Raw genomic sequence first — 20,797 nt, forward strand, 5'->3', positions numbered from 1 at the left:
TACGGCAATGCGACATATAGCGTCGCAAAGGCGCAGTTTAACTGGCGCTGCCGATTTGCGGCAGGCTGCAGAGAATACCAACTCAACCTCGCAGCAAAGCTATAAATATGTACCGCACCTCGATCGCCACTTGCTGATTTGCTGGGCATTCCTTTCAACGCCCAAGGAATGGCCAATGAACTTGCCCGAAGGACAACAACCGGCATCCCCGCCCGACACCAACGATGCCCAACACCCCGACGATCATTACCTGCCGCTGAAGAATGCAATCCCCGATTGGCTGGGCAGTGCCTCAGTCGCTCGCCGCGAGGCACTCAAGCGTATTTCGCCGCAGCTCTCGGCCCCGGTGCAATCTGCGCCCGCCACGCAACACGTACAGATGAAAAGCCTCAATGCCGCCCACATGGCCGCCCAAAGTGAGGTCGATAAAAGCCTTGAACACCTGCAAGACGCCAGCGCCTTTGCCGAACCGTTGCTCCAGGCAGAGCTGAAAAAGTGTTTCGATCTGGATCTGGATGTCAGAACCACTTTTGTACGCCTGTACATTCCCGCCACCACGCCGTGGTTTCCGATAAGCACAGGCGCGCGCGTCTGGTCCGTCTCGCTGCTGGATGCCGCGCTGCATAACTTCGAGGAAAAGGAAACCTACGCAGCAGCCTTCGAAGCCGCGTCGACCTACACCACCCGCCCCTCCTCCACAGGCCAGTTCGAAGCGCTGCCGTCGATCAAAGCCAAACTGAGCATTTCAGCGTTCGTCCAGTTGTGCCGACGGCTGGATATCGGCGCGCAGTACAAGAAAAAACTCGAAGACACGCTGGGTTTTACCGATTCGACAGTGAAGGCAGCACTGCGAAAAAAAATAGACGCCAGTGCCAAAGCCTCCATGAAAGCCGCTCTGCAATGGGCGCGAATGAACCGGGACATATCGGAAAGTTACTTTCGTCTGGTTGAAGCGATGCTTGACGGGCTGGGCGGCCTCCATGTCAAGGAAGCGCCGGTACGCTGCCATGACATAACCGTGCTGGGTGCGTCGCTCACCGGTATTGTCGTGTTTGCCCCGGATCTGTATGTGTCTCGCAGCGCCGCCCGCGTGGTGGCCTACGTTCCGGATGATCCCGAGCATCCCTTCAAGGAATATGCCTCAGCGGCCGAAATGGTGGTTGAACTGACACGACAACTGCGCTCGAAGGATTACCAGCAATTCTTCAGCCGATTCGTCAACCACGATCAACGCGGGGCTTTCTTCAGCACGCTGAACAGTCGACTCACCCAGATCAAGTGGCACCCCCACGAGCCAGGCAACGCTCTGCCTACATGGCGTGAAGCGCCGGTCGAGCGCCCCGATCTGCAGTCGGGGCTCGAGCCGTTCGCCGACGATCTGTGGCAGCACCTCTACCAGACCCGACTGAACAAGATCCTCAATGACGCTCAGGTCATTGCTGTTCCCACCGCGGCGGTGGACCAGAAGGCACGCTGGGCTTTCTGGGATTCGGTGGTCAACATCATCACCACGATTGCGCAGACCGCCGCACTGGTGGTCGCGCCATTCGTGCCGGTTCTGGGCGAAGCGATGATGGCGTACATGGCCTATCAGTTTCTCGACGAAGCGTTCGAAGGCATCATCGAATGGGCGCAAGGGCGTAAAACCGAAGCGTTCGAACACCTGATGGGCACAGTCGAATCACTGGTCCAGCTCGGCACTTTCGCCGTCGGTGGTGCGATTGGCGCTGCCGAGTTTCGCAAGATATTGCCCAAGGAGATTGTCGCTTTCATCGACCGCTTCAAACCTGTGCGACTGGCCAACGAGCAAACCCGCTATTGGGACCCGAACCTCGACCGCTATCAACACACAAGCCTTCCTGATACCGGCTCAAAGGCCAATGAGCTTGGCCTGCATCAACATCAGGGCAAGCAATTGCTGCCTCTCGACGACGCACACTTCGCCGTCATCGAAAGCCCGGTCCCCGGCCAATACCGTATCGAACACCCAACCCGCGCCGACGCCTATCAACCCGTTGTGCGACACAACGGTGCCGGCGCCTGGCACACCGAACTCGAGCAACCACTGGAGTGGGACGGCGCCACCGCGTTGCAACGCATCGGGCCTTCCGTAGAGTCGTTTTCCCCCGCCGAGCGCGAGACGATTCTGCAAGTCAGCGGCGTCAACGACGATGCCTTGCGCAAAATGCATGCTGATCAGCAAACCCTGCCCCCGCTTCTGGCCGACAGCATCCAGCGCTTCAAGATCGATCAGGAGCTGCAACGCCTGAGCGACCAACTCGATAGCAGCGAGGCGCAAGAATACCTGCGCGTCGATCCCGTCACGCATCTGCAACTATTGACGGACCATGGTCGCTGGCCACGCAGCCAGCGCCTGCGTTTCATCGATCAACAGGGCGAGCTGATCTGGCAGTCCTCCGCTGACGAAACCCTGCCGCTGACCGAGCTTCGCCAGGAGCCCGACGGCGATGTGCTGAAGACGCTGCTTGGCGCCCTGGACGAGCAGCAAACCAAAAACCTGCTCGCAGAACCCTTCGGTGGGCCGACGCAATCCGTGCAGGTGCGCAGCCAAACGCTGCGCAAGCAACTGGCCCACCTCAGCAGACGCCATCGCACCACGCTGTTCGAATCGCGTTATCAGGCACTGCAACGCATCGACGATCCACTGGCACAGCAACTGGATCGACATCATCCCGGCTTGCCGGCCAGCGTCACCCGCGAACTGCTCGACACGGCCACCGGCGCTGAACTGCGTCAGATCAATGACGGGCAACTGCCGGCGCGCCAGCAGGAACTCATGCAACTGGCCAGCCAGGAAGTGCGCGTCACCCGGGCGTACGAAGGCCTGGAACTGAAAGCCATCAACAATCCCGATTCCGATTCCCTTGCGCTGCACAGCCTCAAGCTGTTGCCGGGCTGGAGCGGCGATGTGCGCCTGGAAATCCGCGACGGACGTTACGAGGGGTCGGTACTCGACAGCATCGGACGCGAAGATGCCCCCGCGCAGAAAGTACTGGTTCGCCAACAGGACGGCCGCTATCAACCTTACGACGACCGCGGCCAGGAGCTGCATTCGGCCACGGATTTCTACTCCAGCCTGTTGTACGCATTACCCGACGGCGAACGCCAGAATCTGAACGTGCAGATCGGCCAGAGCGACGCGCTGAAAGCCGCGATTCGTCAGCGAACACTTGAGCGCGACGAGCTGCGCACCGTGCTGCTCGATGCACCGATCAGCCAACCGCCTGTGGATACGCTGCGCCTGGCAGGCTTCGGCAATGATCGACGGAACGCACCCAGACGCCTCGAAGATGCCGATTTTTTTGAGGCGGGTGAACTCGGTGTGATCGGCATTGAAAACCAGCACGACCTGATCACCACAGGCCAGCGTATCGTTAGTCCCCGAGAGCGCGTGCAGGCGATCTATCGAGGCATGTCCGACGAAGAGGCGCGCAATTTCGTCGCGGTTTTTCAGAACAATACCGTTGAGTTCAACGCAGAGCTGGCCAGGCGCCGCAACGAATACTTCAAGCTCAGTGATGACCTGCGTACCTGGGAAATCGACGTCCCCGCCAATGACCCGGTCAGCGGTCTGCCGTTGACCTACATCGAACGCCGGGCAGCCCTGCAGAATCGCGCGCAGCTCCGAGAGTCGCTACTGCGTTGCTGGCGCAGACAAACCCGGGGGCCCGCCGGCTACATGTTGCAGATTGCGCAACCAATCCTGGGTGAGCTGCCCGTACTGGAAGCGGACTTCAGCCACGTTGTCATGCTGTCCATCAATGGCAGTACCAATACCGGGGCAGTCGATACCTTTATGCAACGCTTCAGGGGCCTGATGTATCTGGATGCGCAAAACCTCGACCTGCCGAGCCTGCCCCAGTCGTTTGCCGCAATGCCGAATCTGCGCCAATTGATCTTGCGCGACTGCGGCATCACCCACTCGGCTGCGAACCAGGCAGTACTTGCTTCGTTACCCAACCTTTCGCTGCTGGATTTGCGGGGCAATGCATTGGGCACGCCTCCCGATATCAGCGCGATGCCCTCGTTGCGTTACCTCAACCTCACGAAAACGGGCATCTCCACACTGCCGGATAACCTGCTCGATCACCCACGACTGATCACTGGCAGTTTCGATGGCAACCAGATCACCGACATACCGGACGCTTTTTTCAACCTGGCCAGCTCCCTCAGTGATGGTTTCGGTTTTGCCGACAACCCGCTGTCGACCGCCACACGAGAGAAAGTGAAAACGTTCTACAACCACACCGGCAAGCACTTCGGAGTTCGCCCCGAGTCGGCGGATATTCTGCGCACCACCACACTGTTTCCTGATCTGAATGTCGACCAGGCCAGTGAGCTGCTGTATCGGCTCCCCGGCACATTGGCAGAAGGCCGGGCTCAACTCGCCAACTGGGAAGCCGAGCTGACGACGCTGAAGACCGAACTTGGCGAATGGGTCAACCAGATCCCGGCGCTCGACCCCATATTCCGACGCCCCCTGACCCCGGATGAGCTAGCACTGGAACGCAATGCACGGGACGAATTCCGACAAAAACTGGAACAGTTCTGGCGCACCCGATCGGCCGCCCTCAGAGAGACCGATCTGGCAGCCACACTTGATTTCATGGGTGACCTGCCAGTCCTGAGTGCCAATTTCGGTCATGTCACCCGACTGACGCTGACAGGCAATAAAAACCTCACTGCAGTCCTGCCGTTCATTCAACGCTTTGCGAATCTGACCACACTGGAGCTGCACGCCTTCGACCTCGAACCGATCGCGCTTTCGCAGATCAGGATGCCTCGCCTCAGCGTGTTGGAACTCAACGATTGCGGCGTGGTGCTGACGCCTGAAAATCAAGCGACACTGGTGTCCCTCAACAACCTGCATACGCTGGACCTTAGCAACAATCCGCTAGGGACTTTCCCCGACGTAAACGCCCTCCCCGAACTCACCTACCTCGACCTGTCCAACTGCGGCCTCAACGTGACACCTGACGGGTTGGCCAGTCATCCGAATCTGCGCACAGCGATTATCAGCAGTAACCGCATCAGCGAAATCCCCGACGCGGTGTTTGAGCTGTCGGCCAATCAAAGTGATGGCTTCGACTTTTCCGGTAACCCGCTGTCGGTTGCCACACGCAACAAGGTGAAAACCTACTACCGACGCACCGGACAAGACTTCGATGTACGTGCAGACAGCAGCGACATCGCCCTTATGCGAGATCTGTTTCCATCTCTGGACGAGCAAGAGGCCAGCGATGTGATTTACGACTTGCCCGGAACCCTGGCCGATAGCAGAACTCAGCTCGTCAGGTGGAGGGCCGAGCTTACTCAGCTGACTTCGGACCTGACCACTTGGGCGCCGCAAGTTCCCAGCGTTCATCCCGTGACGGGTCAGGTTCTGACGGCCATTGAACTGTTTGACCAGTACGCTGCCCGCTCCGAATTTGGCCAACAGCTGGAACGGTTCTGGCGCCACCGCTCGGTCGAGTCAGGCATGCGTGCGGATTTTTTTGAGTCCGACTTGAGGTTCATCGGTGACCTGCCGCAACTGACAACCGACTTGACTCATGTCGCCGGTGTAAAGCTCAGGGGCAATGCTGCCATTGGCGCCCCCGACGCGTTCATCGATTTGTTCGTCAACGCGAGCGAGCTGGACCTGCAACAGTTTCCACTGGGTGAAATACCGCAGTCGGTGATCCGCCTGCCGAAGCTCACGGAACTGACACTGAGAGACTGCGGTGTGACGCTCAGCCCCGCTGACCAGACCACACTCGCCACGCTGGGTAATCTTGAACTCTTGGACCTGAGTCACAATCCGCTAGTGGCGATACCTGACCTTCAGCCGCTGCCCGTCCTGCGCGATCTACTGCTGTCCAACAGTGGCATTACGGCCCTGCCGAATGGATTCGCCGAACACCCGAACCTGAAAAACGCTCTGTTGAACGGCAACCGTATTACCGACCTGCCCGATGCTTTTTTCAGCCTGGATCTGGACCTCGCCGACGGCACCAACCTGGCCAGCAACCCACTGTCCCTGCCCACTCGCGAACGCATTAAAACCTTCTACGTCGAGCATGGCCGCCATTTTGACGTAATGCCGGATGTAGGCGATCTGGCCAGCGCACAAAGGTTGTATCCATGGATGGACATCGACGACGCCAGTCACATGATCTATCACTTGCCCGGCACGCTGCAGGCGGGTACGGCGCAACTGCTGCGCTGGGAAGCGGAAATCAGCCAGATGATCGGCGAGCTGCGCAGCTGGTCCGAACGCATACCGTTGCGCAGCCCCAGGACCGGCGAAATCTGGAGCACAGCTGAACGTGTGGAAGAACAATTCAGGAGGAGAGAGTTCAGTAAAAATCTGGAACAGTTCTGGCGCGGCAGAAATACCGACAAGCCCGAGTTGAGGCTCAACACGCTAGATCTCACTGCTCAATTTGCGGGGGAACTGCCGTCGCTGTCTGCCGACTTCAGCCACGTCGTGCGCTTGTCCATCCAGGGTAATGAATCACTGAATGCCCCGGACAGTTTCCTGACGTGCTTCAAAGGACTGCAGGCGATCGAGCTGCGCGGTTTCACGCTGGGCCGCATGCCACGGGCGCTGGCACTCATGCCGTCCCTCGAAACGCTGGCGCTGAACAGTTGCGGTGTTGTATTCGACGCCATGGGGCAGGTCACGCTTAGCGCGATGAGTCGGTTGAGAGGACTGGACTTGTACAACAACCCCTTGGGCACAGCTCCGGATATCAGTGCATTGCGGACGCTGTCGGCACTGGATCTTTCCCGTACCGGTATCACACAGGTTCCCGTCGGCGTGGGGCAGCTGCCGCGGCTGCGCGAGACATTTCTCAGCGAAAACGCCATTGTGGATTTGCCGGAAGACTTGCAAGGTTTTGGCGCAAGCGGGGTCGTCCTGAGAGCCAATCCGCTGTCCGCTGCCACAAGAGAACGGATAAAGCGCTACTACCAGTTCTCTTCTCACAATCTCGGCGTTGCGGCCGACCAGGCTGACATTGCCCTGGCGCGAGGCCTGTATACCGGCCTCAGTGAAGCCGACGCCAATCAACTGGTCTATGGTCTGCCCGGAACAATGGCCGAGGGACGCATCGAGTTGCTGCGTCGCCAGAGCAACCTCGCCACGCTATTGAGCGAGCTCGAGGTGTGGGCGCGAGAGGTTCCACGTGATCCGGTTACAGGCGTCGACATGGACGACGAAGCGCTACGCCAGGAAAACGCCAGACGTACCTGGTTCAGGGAGGGTCTGGAACAACACTTGCGCGTTGCGCCGGTCGGCCTGGCCTCTTCCGAGGTCGCCCTTGATCTGTCTTTCCATGGCGAACTGCCGATACTGAGCGGCCGTTTCGAGCAGACCAGCAAACTGACACTGACGAGTACTGCCAGCGTGCATCCCAGGGTTGACCGTTTGCTCGAGCTGTTTCCGACACTGGAGAAACTCGATATCCGCGCCTATCAGCTCAACGAGATTCCCGTCTCAATCTTGCGCATGAACAATCTGACCAGCCTGGAACTGCCCCATTGCCGCATCGTACTGACTGAACAAACCGTGAATGATCTGGCGGCGATGGAAAACCTGCAGATTCTCGACTTGAGCCACAATCCGTTGGGGCTGACACCGGATCTGAGAAACCTCAACGCGTGTCGCTCTCTGCAATTGAGCAACACGGGACTGACCGACACACCGGCCGGCCTTTTTGCCATGCCACAACTGACGTATGCAGATCTTTCCGCCAACGCCATCATCGAACTCCCCGACCCACTGCCCTCTCCTGCTGACGGCAAAGGTCCCACCTATGACTTCAGTAACAATCCACTTAGCCTGGAGAGTCAGCAGCGTTTGAGGATTTACAATGCGGCCAATGAAACGCGACTGCTGGAGGAGCGAGAGAGGCTGGCCAGCACTTACCAAGCGCTGGAAGACTTCAGGGATATCTCGTTTTCCGATTGATCCCGGCGCTCGGCGAGGTCTAACCGCGCTCGGGCGGCACTGACGACAATTCGAACGGGCTGCTGCTGCGCCGCTGGTTGCGATCTTCCCGCGGCGTGGCACCGAAGAAATTGCGATAGGCGCTGGAGAAGTGCGGCCCCGAAGAGAAGCCACAGGACAGGCCGATCTGGATGATCGACTTGCTGGTTTGCATCAACATCTGCCGGGCCTTGTTCAGGCGCAGTTCCAGGTAGTACTGGCTCGGCACACGGTTGAGGTATTGCTTGAAGATCCGCTCCAGTTGACGACGGGACACGCACACGTGCTGGGCGATTTCGTCGGTGGTCAGTGGTTCTTCGATGTTGGCTTCCATCAGCAACACCGCTTGGGTGAGCTTCGGATGACTGGAGCCGAGACGGTTCTGCAAGGGGATGCGCTGACGCTCGCCGCCTTCGCGGATGCGTTCGACCACCAGTTCTTCCGAGACGGCGCCGGCCAGTTCTGCACCATGATCGCGGGCCAGTACTGCCAGGAGCAGATCGAGCACGGACATGCCACCGCACGCGGTCAGGCGATCGCGATCCCAGTCGAACAGATGACTGGTGGCGATGACTTTCGGGAAACGCTCGGCGAAATCGTCCTGCCAGCGCCAGTGCACGGCGGCGCGATAACCGTCGAGCAAACCGAGTTGCGCCAGCGGGTACACGCCAGCGGACAGACCGCCGATGACCGTACCGGCACGTACCAGTTGCTTGAGCGCACTGCTGAGTGCCGGCGCCAAAGTGGTCGGCGGCTCATCAGCGAGCAGGAACAGTTTCTGGAAGTTTTCGAGCTTGCCGGTCCAGGGCTCACCGGGCAATTGCCAGGCGCCCTCGGCACCGGCTCCTGTAACGGCTTCGGCCTGCAAGAACGACAGTTCGTAAACCACGTCCGGGTGCACACGCTGAGCAACACGCAAGGCTTCCTCCGCCAGCGCCAGCGTCAACGCTTTAGTGCTGGGCCAAATCAGGAAACCAATTCGATGGGCAGTCATGGGCGGGCAATCCGAAACGAGGAACAGTGATGAAGGCATGGGCCAATGCTAGCCCGTAAATGAACACAAATCTTGAAACCAACCGAGATCCAGGCAGAGATCCAACTGTGGGAGCGAGCCTGCTCGCGAAAGCGGTGGATCAGTCGACACCTGTGCTGGATGTCACACCGCATTCGCGAGCAGGCTCGCTCCCACAGAGATTGCGGGTCGGCCTACTGGCTGCGAAGCATGCACTATCACGGTGCACAACGGCAGCCCTGAATTATTTCAAGCTGCCCGAGAGGAATTGTTGCAGACGTTCCGATTGCGGATTGACCAGCACTTCACGCGGGTTGCCGCTCTCTTCAACAACACCTTTGTGCAGGAACACCAACTGGTTCGACACTTCACGGGCAAAACCCATTTCGTGGGTCACCACAACCATGGTGCGACCTTCCTGAGCCAGCGCTTGCATGACTTTCAGCACGTCGCCCACCAGTTCCGGGTCGAGGGCCGAAGTCGGTTCGTCGAACAGCATCACTTCCGGTTCCATCGCCAGCGCACGGGCAATCGCCACACGCTGCTGCTCGCCACCGGACATGTGCCCAGGGAAAGCGTCTTTGCGATGGGCCACGCCGACCTTGTTCAGGTAGTGCTCGGCTTTCTCACGGGCTTCAGCCTTGGATACACCGAGTACATGCACCGGCGCTTCCATGATGTTTTCCAGCGCGGTCATATGCGACCACAGGTTGAAATGCTGGAACACCATCGACAGGCGCGAACGCATGCGTTGCAGCTGCTTGGGATCAGCGGCTTTCAGCGCGCCGTCCTTGTTCGCCACCAGTTTCAGCTCTTCGTTGTTGAGCAGAATCTTGCCCGCGTGCGGCTGCTCGAGCAGGTTGATGCAGCGCAGGAAAGTACTTTTGCCGGAGCCACTGGAGCCGATGATGCTGATCACATCGCCGGCTGCCGCTTTCAGGGACACGCCCTTGAGCACTTCGTGACTGCCATAGCGTTTATGCAGGTCTTGGACTTCAAGTTTGTACATGCGGTCGGTTCTCACAAAAACAGTCAGTCAGTCGTTGAGCAAGCGCCCGTGACGCAGCGCTTCGCGCCCCGCCACCTTGGCCAGCCAGAAACCGGGTTGGGCATAACGCAGCCGTTCAATGGCAAACAGCACCCCGGAGGTACCAGCACACACCGTGCTGACCCGATCGGACAGAGGATCAATCACTTCAAAAATCTCATCGCCCGCCTCGACCCACTCGCCGGGCTTGCGCAGAAAACTCACAACGCCCGAATGCGGCGCGAACAGCAACTCGGTGCCTTCGAACGGCATGCCTTCACAGGCTTCGTGCGCCGGGTTCGGCCACTCGCCAGTGATCAAGCCTTGCTCGGCGAGGAACGCGAGAATGCCTTCAGCATACGCCTGCGCTTCGGCGCGACCGGTGTCGGCCTGACCGCCCAGCTCAATGGTCGTCGCCAGACAGGCCAGCGGAATCTGCGCATCGGGGAACTGCCGCGACAGACGCAACCAAGGCAACGAGCAGGCTTCATCGAACGAGCTGCCGCCGGAATCTTCCGCCAGCAATCCGACCTTCACATTCAGATGCGCCGCCAGCGAACGCCACTGCGGCCAGTGCTGCGGCAGCGCATACATGTGCAGCGCGGCTTCGGCATCGCAATGCAAATCGAGCACTACATCAGCGGTGCAAGCGTGGCTGAGCAACACGCGCTGCATGCCTTGCAACTGGCTGCTTGCCTCGGGCAATGCCGCCAGGTGATCGGCCATGGCCTGACGAATCAGGCGCACATTGGCGTGCGGATCATCACCGAGGCTGTCGGCCAGCGCTGCCGCAACCGGCGCGCTCAGTTCGACGAAGTCACGGTTGAAATTCTTGCCGCTGCCGGCCTCGAAACGGCCCTGGTGATTGCCTTGCAGCAATTGCCCAAGACCCAACGGGTTAGCGACCGGCACCAGTTCGATAACACCGTTGAGCAAGCCTTTGGCTTCGAGTTCGCCGAGACGCTTTTTCAGCTCCCAGGCTGTGCGCATACCCGGCAATTCATCAGCGTGCAGGCTGGCCTGAATGTAGGCCTTGCGCTCGCCGTGGCCAAAGCGGAACACGGAAATCTTGCGCTCGCTGCCCAAGTGGCTCCACGGCAAAACGTGGTCGATGCGTTCCATATCAGTGCTTCCGCGGGGCCAGGTAGCTCAACCAGCGACGCTCGGCCAGTTTGAACAGTTTGACCAGAATGAACGTCAGGCACAGGTAGAACACGCCAGCGGTGATGTACGCTTCGAACGGCAGATAGAACTGCGCGTTGACCGTGCGCGCCGCGCCGGTGATGTCGATCAAGGTCACGATGGAAGCCAGACTGGTGGTCTGCAACATCATGATCACTTCGTTGCTGTACTGCGGCAGTGCCCGGCGCAGGGCCGATGGCAGCAGGATGCGTTTGTACAGTTTGAAGCGCGACATGCCCATGGCCTTGGCTGCTTCGATCTCACCGTTCGGCGTGGCCTTGAGGCTGCCGGCAATGATCTCAGCGGTGTAGGCGCTGGTGTTGACCGCGAAGGCCAGACACGCGCAGAACGTTGCGCTGGACAGCCACGGCCAGAGGAAGCTTTCGCGTACCGCTTCGAACTGCGCCAGACCGTAGTAGATCAGGAATAGTTGCACCAGCATCGGCGTGCCACGAATCACGTAGGTGTAAAGCCACGCGGCGCCGTTGACGATCGGGTTCTTCGAGACGCGCATCAGCCCCAGCGGCAGAGCCGCGAGCAGACCGAAAAACAGCGACAGCGCGAGCAGTTTGAGGGTGGTCAGCAGGCCGCCGAGGTACAGCGGCATGGCCTCCCAAATGACGTTGTAGTCGAAGATCATAGATCAGCCGCCCTTACGCCTACCGAGTAGCGCTTCTCAAGGTGACGCAATGCCAGCAACGAGACACTGGTGATCACCAGGTACATCGCCGCCACTGCGAGGAAGAAGGTGAAAGGCTCGCGAGTGGCATCTGCCGCCTGCTTGGCCTTGAACATCATGTCTTGCAGACCGACCACGGAAATCAGCGCGGTGGCCTTGGTGAGTACCAGCCAGTTGTTGGTGAAGCCCGGAATCGCCAGGCGAATCATCTGCGGCACCATCACCCGGAAGAACACCTGAAAACTGCTCATGCCATACGCCATGCCCGCTTCGGCCTGACCTTTGGGAATGGCCATGAACGCGCCACGGAAGGTTTCCGACAGGTACGCACCGAAGATGAAACCGAGGGTGCCGATACCGGCGGCCAATGGATTCAAATCGATGTAGTCGTCGTAGCCGAGCATCGGTGCGACGCGGTTAAGCAAATCCTGGCCGCCGTAGAAGATCAGCAAGATCAGCACCAGATCGGGAATCCCGCGGATCACCGTGGAATACAGATCGCCCAGCCAGGCCAGCCAGCGCACCGGCGACAGGCGCAACGCGACACCGATCAGCCCGAGAACGATGGCCAGAGCCATGGACGACAAGGCGAGCTGAAGCGTCAGCCATGCGCCATCGAGGATGACAGCCCCGTAGCCTTTCAACATGATTCAGGTCCTCGAAAGTTGGGATGAAAAAATGGCGCAAACCGCAGAGATCCTGTTGCTTGCGCCATTTCGGACTTGTCGCAGAGACGTGTTACTTGCCGTAGATATCGAAGGCGAAGTACTTGTCCTGGATTGTTTTGTATTTGCCGTTTTCGCGGATGGCCGCGATGGCAGCGTTGATCTTGTCTTTCAGGGCGTCGCCCTTGCGCACTGCGATGCCTACGCCGTCGCCGAAGTATTTGACGTCGGTGAATGCAGGACCAACAAACGCGAAGCCTTTACCGGCGTCGGTTTTCAGGAAACCGTCGTCCAGCAGGGTTGCGTCAGCCACGGTACCGTCGAGACGGCCAGCAGCCACGTCGAGGTAGATTTCGTTCTGCGAGCCGTACGGCTTGATCTCGGCACCCAGTGGCGCCAGAACTTCGCGGGCGAAACGCTCGTGGATCGAACCACGTTGTACGCCGATGTTCTTGCCCTTCAGCTCGCTCAGGTTCTCGCTGACCTGAGTACCGGCCTTCATCACCAGACGTGCAGGGGTGTTGTAGTACTTGTTGGTGAAGTCGACCGACTTCTTGCGGTCTTCAGTGATCGACATCGACGACAGGATCGCGTCGATCTTGCGCACTTTCAGCGCCGGGATCAGGCCGTCGAACTCTTGCTCGACCCATACACACTTGACCTGCATCTGCTCGCACAGAGCGTTGCCGATGTCGTAGTCGAAACCGACGATGCTGCCATCCGGCGCTTTCGAAGCGAACGGAGGGTAAGCCGCTTCGATACCGATCTTCAGAGGTTTTTCGTCAGCGAAGGCGTTCATCGACAGCACGGACAGTGCCAGGGCGCCAAGCAGCACAAGTTTCTTCATCTTGGGACTCCATCGGTAAAGGGCAAAAACGGCAGAGTGAGCGACAGCCCAATATGCGAATGGGTGAATCGGGAAATCGGTTGCTGCATCGTTGGGAAATTTCCCATTGAAACCGTCGGAGGTTTCAACGTCAGCCACGATGAGCGAGTGATCGGCATTCTAACGACAGGCCCGAAGCCGATATTTCTTCAATGCGACAACTAATTACAGATGCACAGAGAAAGCGACTTTGGCACATTGACAGCCTTGCAATTTCATGCAAGAGCGAAAGACAGTGAACCGATCTATGCTGCAAATTGCGGGCCTATTATTCGCAAACCCTTCTAATCCGGCAAGCGCAGCGTTGTGTCTTATTTTTCACTGGGGGTTTCGAGGCTCTAAAACGGGGCGATGCGTTTCCCTTTGCCCCGTCGCGGGGCGGGCGGTTACACATTCGGTTACGTGGAAGGTGTTGGGTAACAGCGTGAAATGTCGTACGGGGGAGATCGATAATTATTGGTTGGGTGAGACCGCGCTCCGACAGCGGACTACCCCGGCGTCTTACAAATTGCCTTCGCGAGCAGGCTCGCTCCCACAGGAATCTGCATTTTGCCTGAAGGTACTCGGTCAAACTGTGGGAGCGAGCCTGCTCGCGAAGAGGCCCGCCCAACCACCACAAAACCTCCAGACACAAAAAAGCCCCGCTCGGAATACACCGGACGGGGCTTTCTTTTTTTCAGACCTGCTACTTACGCAACATTCATCGTCTTGTGCGTATCAATCAAATGCTGCACCACACCCGGATCCGCCAGCGTCGAGATATCCCCCAACCCATCGTATTCCGCCGTAGCAATCTTGCGCAGAATGCGGCGCATGATCTTGCCCGACCGCGTCTTCGGCAGCCCCGGTGCCCACTGGATCACGTCCGGCGAAGCAATCGGCCCGATCTCCTTGCGCACCCAGTTCTTCAGTTCCAGACGCAGCTGCTCGGTCGGCTCCTCGCCATTCTTCAACGTGACATAGACATAAATGCCCTGCCCCTTGATGTCATGCGGTACACCCACCACCGCCGCCTCAGCGACTTTCGGATGCGCAACCATCGCGCTCTCGATCTCGGCCGTGCCCATACGGTGACCCGACACGTTGAGCACGTCATCGACACGCCCGGTGATCCAGTAGTAACCATCGGCATCACGACGCGCGCCGTCACCGGTGAAATACATGCCACGGAACGTCTTGAAGTAGGTATCGACGAAACGATCATGATCGCCATACAGCGTGCGCGCCTGACCTGGCCACGAATCGAGAATCACCAGATTGCCCTCAGCCTCGCCCTCGATGATGTTACCGAGGTTGTCGACCAGCGCCGGCACCACACCGAAGAACGGACGCGCCGCCGAACCCGGCTTCAGCGCGTGAGCCCCCGGCAACGGACTCATCATGTTGCCGCCCGTTTCGGTCTGCCACCAGGTATCAACGATCGGGCAACGCGACTTGCCGACATTCTTGTAGTACCAATCCCAGGCTTCCGGGTTGATCGGCTCACCGACCGAACCGAGCAGACGCAGACTGCTGCCATCCGCGCCTTCAACCGCAGCTTGACCCGAGGCCATCATCGCGCGGATCGCGGTCGGTGCGGTGTAGAGGATGTTGACCTTGTGCTTGTCGACGATCTTCGCCACCCGGGTGATGTCCGGATAGTTCGGCACGCCTTCGAACAGCAGCGTGGTCGCGCCATTGGCCAGCGGGCCGTAGACAATGTAGCTGTGGCCGGTGACCCAACCGACGTCGGCGGTGCACCAGTAGACTTCGCCCGGACGGTAGTCGAACACGCGCTCGTGGGTCATCGCCGCGTACAGCAGATAACCGCCGGTGGTGTGCTGCACGCCCTTCGGCTTGCCGGTCGAGCCGGAAGTATAAAGGATGAACAGCGCTTCTTCCGCGCCCATCTCTTTCGGCGCGCAGACGGTGCCCGCCACTTTCATCAGGTCTTCGTACCAGATGTCGCGATGCTGGTTCCACTTGATGTCGCCACCGGTGCGCTTGCACACGATGACTTTCTGGATGCTGCTGGTTTCCGGGTTGGTCAGCGCGTCATCGACGTTGGCCTTGAGGGAAATCTTCTTGCCGGCGCGAATACCCTCGTCAGCGGTGATCACCACTTTCGATTTGCAGTCGATGATGCGACCGGCCAGGGCTTCCGGCGAGAAACCGCCGAACACCACCGAGTGAATCGCGCCGATCCGGGTGCAGGCCAGCATGGCGACCACGGCTTCGGGAATCATCGGCATATAAATGGTCACCACGTCGCCGCGGTGCACGTCCTGACCACGCAGGGCGTTGGCGAGCTTGCAGACTTGCTCGTGCAGTTCGCGGTAGGTGATGTTGCGGCTCTCGGAAGGATCGTCGCCTTCCCAGATGATCGCGACTTGATCGCCTCGCTCGGCCAGATGACGGTCGAGGCAGTTGTAGGAAACGTTCAGGGTGCCGTCGGCAAACCACTTGATGTCGACATGGTGATCGTCGAACGACGTCTGCTTCACCGTGGTGAAAGGCTTGATCCAGTCGAGACGCTTGGCTTGCTCGCGCCAGAAACCGTCAGGGTTGACGACCGACTGCTGGTACATGGCTTTGTAGGTTGCCTCGTCAGTCAGCGTGTTAGCCAGAACCTCGGGACGAACGGGATACAGAGAAGCCGCACTCATCTTTCCTACCTCGGTGTAATAGTTGTTTTTGTATGACCCTGTTGTAACGGGGCGGGGGCCATAGAACCATTCGACGATGGTAGTAACAAGCCCCTACAAATCCTCCACCTACCCCGCACGCAGATCTCCCAAACACCCCCAATCCCCTGTGGGAGCTTGCCTGCAAGCGATTCAGTCACCTCGGTATCCCAGACAAATCACGCACCCAGCAATCCAGTCACCACCCCATCTCAAGGGATTGTTACCAAATCTGCCAAAGGTGTTTATCAAAACCCGCTCTGTTTACCCCCGCCCCATCTCCCTAAAATTCACCTCGCCAACAAGGCAAACGCGATTAACAACGATACAGCCCCCACGAAGGCCGTTAATCCAGCTCTCAAGTAATAACTGCAAACGATGAAGTTACACACGCAACCCCATAAAGGTTGCGTGACCCCACTCGACCTCAAAAAGGTAAATCTGAAATGAAAGCTTTATTGGTTCTGGCCCTCAGCAGTCTGTGCGCAACCGCCATGGCAGATGAGGCCCCGACTGATGTCGCACAGCAACAACCGGTGATCGAGGAATACACTTACTCCACTCACCTGGACATCGCCAACGTTGTATCGATGAGTGAAATTCCCAACGTCTGCGAAGTAGTACCGGCAAAAATGGAGTACGACGACTCCAAAGGCCAGCGCCACATCCTGCGTTACAGCGTCATGGGCAACGGCTGCACCAATTGATGATTCGAGACTGCACCGAATTGGATCTCTCAGCGCTTCATTGAGGGTCGATTCCAGCCCGACTTCGGTCGGGCTCAGTTGTGTTTGAAGTCATCAAAAATGCTTGCAAACCACTAGATGTAGTGAAAAACCGATTTTTTTGTTCGTTTTTTGAGCAAATTCACAATGGCGAGATTTTTACGAAAAAAAATCTATCCCCGGCAAAGCCCTGTAAACCCTCACTCTCGTCGAAAAACCACCCTCCTCGACCGCTCCATGCGCGGATTCGCTTCAGCACAGCCGTGTTTTTTTCCCTATAATGCCGCCCCATACGGGTCAGCAATATTCCCTTACAGGGAGCAAAAGCCATTCTGAAGCCCCGCAGCAGCGTTCAACGCTGATTGCGCCCATCAGAGGCTCTCGGAACCCGTCAAAATTTCTGTTTATTTGCCTGCGTGCATCGCTGCAAAAAACGACATCCAACGCGGTCTGTACGACCGTGTGAAAAACCAACCAATCAGGTTTCACACGGGCACAGGCCCTCACGCAGGAGACGACACGTCATGCTGAGCTGGGACGAATTCGACAAAGAAGACAGTGAAGTAGCAACCGTGAAAGGCGCCAACGCCGGCCACGCTACTGAAGCCAACATGGACCGCCTCGACAACGCCGGCGGCGCCGCAGCGCTGGAAGCCCGCGCCGTGACCGCCGACGACTCCGCCGCTGTTGCCCGCGCCAAGGCTGCACTGAACTCCCTCGACGTCGCCGAAGGCCTCGCCGAACTCGAAGGCGCCTCCGCCCGTGTCGCCGTTGACGAAAAGCGCATGATCAACTGCCGCGCCGACCTCAACCAACTCGTACCTTTCAAGTACGACTGGGCCTGGCAGAAGTACCTGGACGGTTGCGCAAACCACTGGATGCCGCAAGAAGTCAACATGACCGCCGACATCGCCCTCTGGAAAAACCCGGAAGGCCTGACCGACGACGAGCGCCGCATCGTCATGCGCAACCTCGGCTTCTTCTCCACCGCCGACTCCCTGGTTGCCAACAACCTGGTACTGGCCGTGTACCGCCTGATCACCAACCCGGAATGCCGCCAGTACATCCTGCGCCAGGCCTTCGAAGAGGCGATCCACACCCACGCCTACCAGTACTGCATCGAATCGCTGGCCATGGATGAAGGCGAAATCTTCAACATGTACCACGAGATCCCATCGGTCGCTAAAAAAGCCGCTTGGGGCCTGAAGTACACCCGCTCGATCTCCGATCCGAAGTTCGAAACCGGCACCCCGGACACCGACAAAGAACTGCTGCGCAACCTGATCGCCTACTACTGCGTTCTGGAAGGCATCTTCTTCTACTGCGGCTTCACCCAAATCCTCTCCATGGGCCGCCGCAACAAAATGACCGGCGTCGCCGAGCAGTTCCAATACATCCTGCGCGACGAATCCATGCACCTGAACTTCGGCATCGACGTGATCAACCAGATCAAAATCGAAAACCCGCACTTGTGGGATGCCGAAATGAAGGAAGAAGCGACCCAGATGATTCTGCAGGGTACGCAGCTGGAGATCGAATACGCGCGTGACACCATGCCTCGCGGGGTGTTGGGTATGAATGCGGCGATGATGGAGGACTACCTGAAGTTCATCGCTAACCGTCGTTTGTCGCAGATCGGTTTGAAGGAAGAGTATCCGGGGACTACGAATCCGTTCCCTTGGATGAGCGAGATTATGGACTTGAAGAAAGAGAAGAATTTCTTTGAGACTCGCGTGATCGAATACCAAACTGGTGGTGCGTTGAGCTGGGACTAATAGTCTCGCTCGGCATGATTTGACGATTGCGGTTTGAGTCGGCGAGTCGAGAAAGCAAAAAGCCCCGATCAGATCGGGGCTTTTTTATGGGCGATAGGTAAACCTTTTTTGCGCCTACGCCACAGCGTTCAATCTCCTACAGCACTTACAGTCACTTCCCATTGAAGCTTGCTGCGAGCGCTACTAAGCTCTATCGCAGGTGCCTAAGAAACGCCCAACGTGGAAAGCTTGGTCAGTGACACAGACGTGTAATTCGTCGGTGGTAACTGCTCTGCTCGTTGGGATTTCTTAAGTCCGCTCTACGTTGGGGTCAGGCCCTCTCAAAATCTAAAACGTAGAGGTCATAGATATGTCTGATCCATGCTCGGTAACAGTCTTCTCTCGCCACAATCTTTCTCTACATGCCCTTCTACTCGAAAACCAGCCATGGTTCTCCGCCCGGGATGTTGGCCGTTTGATGGGCTTCCATCTGAATGATCGGGTGGTCAATAAGCTAGACAGCGATCAGCGCCGTGTCATGTGGATTGAGTACTTTCGAGAACCCGAACAGCAGTTGATGCTCAGTGAGTCTGGGGTGTATGCGCTGTTGGTGTATCACTACGTTCCGGGGAATCGGTTGTTGCGTGAGTGGCTGACCAATGAGGTAGTGCCGACCTTGCGCGATGCGCAGGATTCGGGAAATTCAAATCGGCCAATGTTGAGTTTGTTGGATTGGCCGGAGATGTCTTTGAGTTTGTTGCATTGGCAGGATGAGGGATGGATTCGGCTCAGGGATATGCCTTATCTGTTAAATGATCAGCAGCAGCGGAGAGCAACTACGATTCGAACTTGGTGGCGACGAGTTGTTCAGGCGTTCCAATCCTCGAGGCGCTATATGGCTAGGTGACGTGTTTATAGGAGCTTGCGAGCCGCACGACTCTTCACAAGGAGTTCATGACAGCCATTCAATATCGACCGAGGGTTGGCACCCTCGGCGATCGTATGGGTGCGAAAAAGAACAACCGTGATTGGAATACTCAACCTTCAATTGCTTCCAACCGAAGCTTCAATCTCTGATTCACCAATGCGCCATGCACCCCAGAGTGAATTTCCCGGTGACAACTTGGACATACAGCTGCCACATAACGTGGGTGGTCTAAACCACCATCGGAGAGCCTATTCACATGATGCGGTTCTAAATAGGGTGTGCCATCTTTCTTCAAGAACGGAGCTGGCAGTTCACAGCTTTCACATATTCCCTGAGCACGCATCAATACGTAGTACGAGACCTTCTGGCTACGCTGATAAATCTTACGCGGGGCGGATTGCCCGACTCCATCACTGGCAAGCTTACAAGCAGCGAGCGCCACCAGCCGCGCAGCAGCCAGAGACTCGGGAAGGTCAGCCTTATGCTCGTCCTCTTCACCAATCTCAATCGTTCCGCCAGAATTACCAACTGGGACTAGTCGAAACACAATAGCCGCACGATCCTGGCCACTTACATCCGGCTGAGTCCGCGTGAACATATCAGCACAAGAAAACTCACCCACATAAGCGCAGCCTTTACTTTTGCCGAGTGACTTAAACAAATGCAGTGCTCGGCCATCCACAGCATGCTCAGCAATAGCGCGGTTGCCACGAGTCAAAGTCATCGCCCCTCGTCGACCTTCACCGGTGTAAAAATAGACGCCATCTTCACAACGGTCGGCATAACCATATTGCTCACCGCTATCGCCAGTGAACAAAAAAATCACGGGATAGATAGCTGACGCTGCTATGCCGCTTTGTCGACTACCACCGAACGGCCCATTGATTTCGGTTTTTCGGTCATAAACAGCCCCTGGCGTGAACTGCAACACAAGCTCACCTTCTTCACGAGGTAACTCCACAATAGTGAAGCCTCGCTTCTTAAGGTAACTGTTGGTCGGATGCCCACCCGAAAACTCGCCTACCGCAATGCCAGTCGCCAAAGAGACAATTTTCTTCGCTGGATACAGGACCCCACCCGCGTTAATGGCATAACGATGCGATTGGTTTTTTTCCCAGCTTTGCCACTCAGGCCTACTCCGAAATTTGTGATCAAACTCCAGCATCGCGCTGCCTATTCGTTCCTTCGAGACCGCTTTGATCACCACGAGTGCCGCCCTTTGTAGTCTATGGCTGTAGGAAAATTCCTATAGTCGCCAAACTCCAAAAGGGTTTCAATACATG

12 protein-coding genes are annotated in these 20,797 nt (G+C 57.7%); 4 read left to right on the forward strand and 8 right to left on the reverse strand.

Annotated features, from left to right (window positions below; all coding sequences use genetic code 11):
* The first annotated feature begins 175 nt into the window (after positions 1–175).
* Positions 176–7,975, forward strand: coding sequence for a dermonecrotic toxin domain-containing protein (locus F8N44_RS24355; RefSeq protein ID WP_150652075.1), 7,800 nt, complete (start codon positions 176–178; stop codon positions 7,973–7,975).
* A gap of 19 nt (positions 7,976–7,994) precedes the next feature.
* Here the strand turns inward: F8N44_RS24355 and F8N44_RS24360 are convergent, their stop codons facing one another.
* From F8N44_RS24360 to acs, 7 genes are all read right to left on the reverse strand, one after another.
* Positions 7,995–8,987 (reverse strand): GlxA family transcriptional regulator, encoded by a 993-nt coding sequence (locus tag F8N44_RS24360; protein ID WP_174245078.1) that lies wholly within the window; start codon positions 8,985–8,987, stop codon positions 7,995–7,997.
* Positions 8,988–9,249: 262 nt separating this feature from the next.
* Positions 9,250–10,014, reverse strand: coding sequence for an ABC transporter ATP-binding protein (locus F8N44_RS24370; RefSeq protein ID WP_003227281.1), 765 nt, complete (start codon positions 10,012–10,014; stop codon positions 9,250–9,252).
* A gap of 27 nt (positions 10,015–10,041) precedes the next feature.
* Positions 10,042–11,154, reverse strand: a complete 1,113-nt coding sequence (locus F8N44_RS24375; RefSeq protein ID WP_150652077.1) for a M14 family metallopeptidase — start codon at positions 11,152–11,154, stop codon at positions 10,042–10,044.
* Position 11,155: 1 nt separating this feature from the next.
* On the reverse strand, positions 11,156–11,854 hold the full coding sequence (locus F8N44_RS24380) for an ABC transporter permease (RefSeq protein WP_150652078.1): 699 nt from the start codon (positions 11,852–11,854) through the stop codon (positions 11,156–11,158).
* Complete coding sequence (locus tag F8N44_RS24385; RefSeq protein WP_016773583.1) at positions 11,851–12,540, reverse strand: ABC transporter permease; 690 nt, start codon at positions 12,538–12,540, stop codon at positions 11,851–11,853. Before F8N44_RS24385 ends, F8N44_RS24380 begins: the two co-directional genes overlap by 4 nt.
* Positions 12,541–12,631: 91 nt before the next feature.
* Positions 12,632–13,405, reverse strand: a complete 774-nt coding sequence (locus tag F8N44_RS24390) for an ABC transporter substrate-binding protein (protein WP_150652079.1) — start codon at positions 13,403–13,405, stop codon at positions 12,632–12,634.
* Between the two features lie 728 nt (positions 13,406–14,133).
* On the reverse strand, positions 14,134–16,089 hold the full coding sequence (gene acs / locus F8N44_RS24395) for an acetate--CoA ligase (RefSeq protein WP_007912698.1): 1,956 nt from the start codon (positions 16,087–16,089) through the stop codon (positions 14,134–14,136).
* Positions 16,090–16,553: 464 nt separating this feature from the next.
* On the opposite strand from acs, the gene F8N44_RS24400 reads away from it, so the two are divergent.
* From F8N44_RS24400 to F8N44_RS24410, 3 genes are all read left to right on the forward strand, one after another.
* The gene (locus F8N44_RS24400; protein WP_150652080.1) at positions 16,554–16,814 is read left to right on the forward strand and encodes a DUF2790 domain-containing protein; all 261 of its coding nucleotides are present in this window, start codon (positions 16,554–16,556) and stop codon (positions 16,812–16,814) included.
* Positions 16,815–17,356: 542 nt separating this feature from the next.
* Positions 17,357–18,607, forward strand: a complete 1,251-nt coding sequence (locus F8N44_RS24405; protein ID WP_150652081.1) for a ribonucleotide-diphosphate reductase subunit beta — start codon at positions 17,357–17,359, stop codon at positions 18,605–18,607.
* 349 nt (positions 18,608–18,956) lie between these two features.
* Complete coding sequence (locus F8N44_RS24410) at positions 18,957–19,493, forward strand: Bro-N domain-containing protein (RefSeq protein WP_150652082.1); 537 nt, start codon at positions 18,957–18,959, stop codon at positions 19,491–19,493.
* A gap of 130 nt (positions 19,494–19,623) precedes the next feature.
* Here the strand turns inward: F8N44_RS24410 and F8N44_RS24415 are convergent, their stop codons facing one another.
* Positions 19,624–20,721 carry an HNH endonuclease signature motif containing protein gene (locus F8N44_RS24415; RefSeq protein WP_150652083.1) on the reverse strand — a complete coding sequence of 366 codons (1,098 nt, stop codon included), beginning with the start codon at positions 20,719–20,721 and terminating at the stop codon, positions 19,624–19,626.
* Between the last annotated feature and the right edge of the window lie 76 nt (positions 20,722–20,797).

This window comes from Pseudomonas fluorescens (assembly GCF_902497745.1).
Lineage (GTDB): Bacteria > Pseudomonadota > Gammaproteobacteria > Pseudomonadales > Pseudomonadaceae > Aquipseudomonas > Aquipseudomonas fluorescens_BM.

Excerpts from the sequence above, each read along its gene's own strand:
- F8N44_RS24405 (WP_150652081.1), top strand. The coding sequence starts at position 17,357 with ATGCTGAGCTGGGACGAATTCGACAAAGAAGACAGTGAAGTAGCAACC.
- acs (WP_007912698.1), bottom strand. The coding sequence starts at position 16,089 with ATGAGTGCGGCTTCTCTGTATCCCGTTCGTCCCGAGGTTCTGGCTAAC.
- F8N44_RS24360 (WP_174245078.1), bottom strand. The coding sequence starts at position 8,987 with ATGACTGCCCATCGAATTGGTTTCCTGATTTGGCCCAGCACTAAAGCG.
- F8N44_RS24375 (WP_150652077.1), bottom strand. The coding sequence starts at position 11,154 with ATGGAACGCATCGACCACGTTTTGCCGTGGAGCCACTTGGGCAGCGAG.
- F8N44_RS24410 (WP_150652082.1), top strand. The coding sequence starts at position 18,957 with ATGTCTGATCCATGCTCGGTAACAGTCTTCTCTCGCCACAATCTTTCT.
- F8N44_RS24400 (WP_150652080.1), top strand. The coding sequence starts at position 16,554 with ATGAAAGCTTTATTGGTTCTGGCCCTCAGCAGTCTGTGCGCAACCGCC.
- F8N44_RS24380 (WP_150652078.1), bottom strand. The coding sequence starts at position 11,854 with ATGATCTTCGACTACAACGTCATTTGGGAGGCCATGCCGCTGTACCTC.
- F8N44_RS24390 (WP_150652079.1), bottom strand. The coding sequence starts at position 13,405 with ATGAAGAAACTTGTGCTGCTTGGCGCCCTGGCACTGTCCGTGCTGTCG.
- F8N44_RS24370 (WP_003227281.1), bottom strand. The coding sequence starts at position 10,014 with ATGTACAAACTTGAAGTCCAAGACCTGCATAAACGCTATGGCAGTCAC.
- F8N44_RS24355 (WP_150652075.1), top strand. The coding sequence starts at position 176 with ATGAACTTGCCCGAAGGACAACAACCGGCATCCCCGCCCGACACCAAC.
- F8N44_RS24385 (WP_016773583.1), bottom strand. The coding sequence starts at position 12,540 with ATGTTGAAAGGCTACGGGGCTGTCATCCTCGATGGCGCATGGCTGACG.